Origin of the sequence: Mesorhizobium sp. M8A.F.Ca.ET.021.01.1.1, from assembly GCF_003998025.1 — a bacterium.
Lineage (GTDB): Bacteria > Pseudomonadota > Alphaproteobacteria > Rhizobiales > Rhizobiaceae > Mesorhizobium.
This window is the reverse complement of sequence record NZ_RZSJ01000782.1, coordinates 1-2,231: the sequence shown is the minus strand read 5'-3', so window position 1 is coordinate 2,231 and position 2,231 is coordinate 1. Positions and strand designations below refer to the sequence as shown.

Annotated in this window: 3 protein-coding genes; all 3 read right to left on the bottom strand. The window is 62.7% G+C overall.

The genetic code is table 11. From position 1 onward, the window contains the following. The coding region (locus EOA36_RS33775) for a transporter substrate-binding domain-containing protein (RefSeq protein ID WP_127281050.1) at positions 1-369 on the bottom strand (369 nt) is incomplete at its 3' end. Positions 370-794: 425 nt separating this feature from the next. Continuing rightward, positions 795-1,655, bottom strand: coding sequence for a DUF2182 domain-containing protein (locus EOA36_RS33770; RefSeq protein WP_127281049.1), 861 nt, complete (start codon positions 1,653-1,655; stop codon positions 795-797). Positions 1,656-1,664: 9 nt separating this feature from the next. Further along, on the bottom strand, positions 1,665-2,231 hold a 567-nt coding region (locus EOA36_RS33765), incomplete at its 5' end, for a DUF1326 domain-containing protein (protein ID WP_127281048.1).

The window sequence follows — 2,231 nt, the reverse complement described above, 5'->3', positions numbered from 1 at the left end:
ATAGTAGGTCGTGCCGATGAAATTCAGGCCAAGCGCGGTGTCGCGGTTGATCGTCCAGGTGGTGTTGCGCGACAGGATGTCGACCTCGCCGGACTGCAGCGCGGTGAAGCGCTCCTTGGCGCTGAGCGGCGTGAACTTGACCTTGGTGCCATCACCGAAGACGGCGGCGGCAACCGCGCGGCAGAAATCGGCGTCGATGCCTTGCCAGTCGCCCTTGTCGTCCGGCGCCGAGAAGCCGGCCAGACCGGTCGAGACGCCGCACTGGATGAAGCCCTTCGCCTTGACGGTGTCGAGCGTGCCGGCCGACGCGGCCGACGCCATCAGTCCGAGCGTGGCGACGCCGAGAATGCCGATAGCAATGTGTTTCATAACCCACAGACCCTTTTCTGTTTTTTCAGGCAGTGACCCTGATCTTTTCTCCCGTGTGAACGCAGCTCCCATCCCGGCCCATTCCCGGAACCCCGCGTCGCAAATCGACGCGCCGCCTCCCATTCACGAACAGCATCGAAGGCGATAATTCTCGTGAGGTCAAGGAAAATGACCGAATTGCAACGGGTTTGAAAATCGATTGTCCGAAATGCCTGAATTGCAGACAAACGCGCCCGCGATTTAGTCACAAGCGCGAATTGAATCGGCAAAGCTCATTTGCCGCGGATGTGAGCCGGTTCCGTGAAATCCATTGCCGGCAATACCTGAGTGTTACTGCCTCCAGCACGAAATGCATTGACGTCGCGGAATACCCCCGGCCGGCGATTGCCGGTCAATATTGCTCGTGAACAAAGCCGGTACGCAGGTCAAAGCGCGGGAAAGACGAGCCAGACGCCGATCGCAACCATCAATGCGCCGGAGATGCGCGGGATCAATTGCCCGGCCGGGACCATCTTCTCCAAGAGAACAAGGATGGCGATGCCGGCGATCCACAGGACGTTCATGACACCGCCGACAAACAGCAAGGCCATCAGCGCCCAGCAGCAGCCGAGACAATAGGCGCCGTGGCCGATGCCGAGCCGAAGCGCGCCGGGCGGGGTGGTGCGGAAGCCGCCATGGCTGGCCAGGAATGCGATCGGCGCCTGGCATTGGCGCAGGCAGACGCCCTTGACCGGCGTCCATTGATAGAGGCCGGCGGCGATCAGGACGAGGCCACCGAGGGTCGCACTGTTGGTAGCCATTGCCGGATCAAGCAAGGCGAAATGGGCGAGCACCCATTGCGCGCCGGTGGCCGCGATGCTGAAGACGATCCAGACGATGAGATAGCCGGCAAAAAACCATGCCGTCGACGCGATAGGCTGGCCATCGACCCGTGCCTTGCGGCCGACGCCTGCATAGAGCAGCAACATCGGCGCGATCGAAGGCGTCATCATGCCGACCATCATCACGGCCCACATGGTGAAGATGAAGACGAAATCGGCCGATGCCCAGGTCCTGAAACCCGGCGCCACGGCGGCGCCCATATCCATGCCACCAATATCCGTGTTCGACATGTCCATCCCGGCCATGCCGCCTGCCGCGCCGTCCGCGACGGGGACACCAGGCATGGCCATGTCGGCGGCGAGCCAAAGGACGTAGGTCCAGGCGAGAATGGCAATCACGACGAGCGCGGTCATCACGACCGCGCGGTCGCGCCGCAGCACAGCCTCGAGAGCCGTGTCGCCCATTGGATCAGGTCAATGCACGACGCCGCTCTGCGTGAGATGCAGATTGGCGAAATGGCTGTGCGTGTCGGCCACCTCGAACTTGATCGGGCCGGTCGCCTTGGTCCAGCCACGACCGATCTCGGCGATCGCGTATTCGAAGCCGTGCGGCAGGTCGATGCGCGCCCTGTGCTCGGCACCGGTGACCGGGTTCTTGATCGGCTCGCCATGGCCGTCAGTGACGCCCTTGACATGCAGCCGGCCGGTTCGCGCGTCGACGTCAACCTTGAAATCGATCGCGGCGAAGATCGGATCGTGGAATTTCTCCAGCGTGGTCGAAAAAACCTGGAATATCGTTGCGCCCGGCTCGGTGTCCTGGCCGCCCAATATGCGAAGCAGAGCTTCACGCTGGGCTTCGCTGGCCCTCTCGTCGATAACCACCGCGGCCTCGCCCCTGCCCTGGTGGATCGCGCCGGGCCAGCTGAAAATGCCGACGAACCGCAACCCGTCCAGCTTGGTGTCGCCGTGATGGCCGGTCTCGATCTCCATGCCGGCGACCGCCTGGCAGAATCCGTATGTCGGCATGGCGTTGAACTGGCA

Coding starts and splice junctions, on each gene's coding strand:
- EOA36_RS33770 (WP_127281049.1), bottom strand. CDS start 1,655: ATGGGCGACACGGCTCTCGAGGCTGTGCTGCGGCGCGACCGCGCGGTC.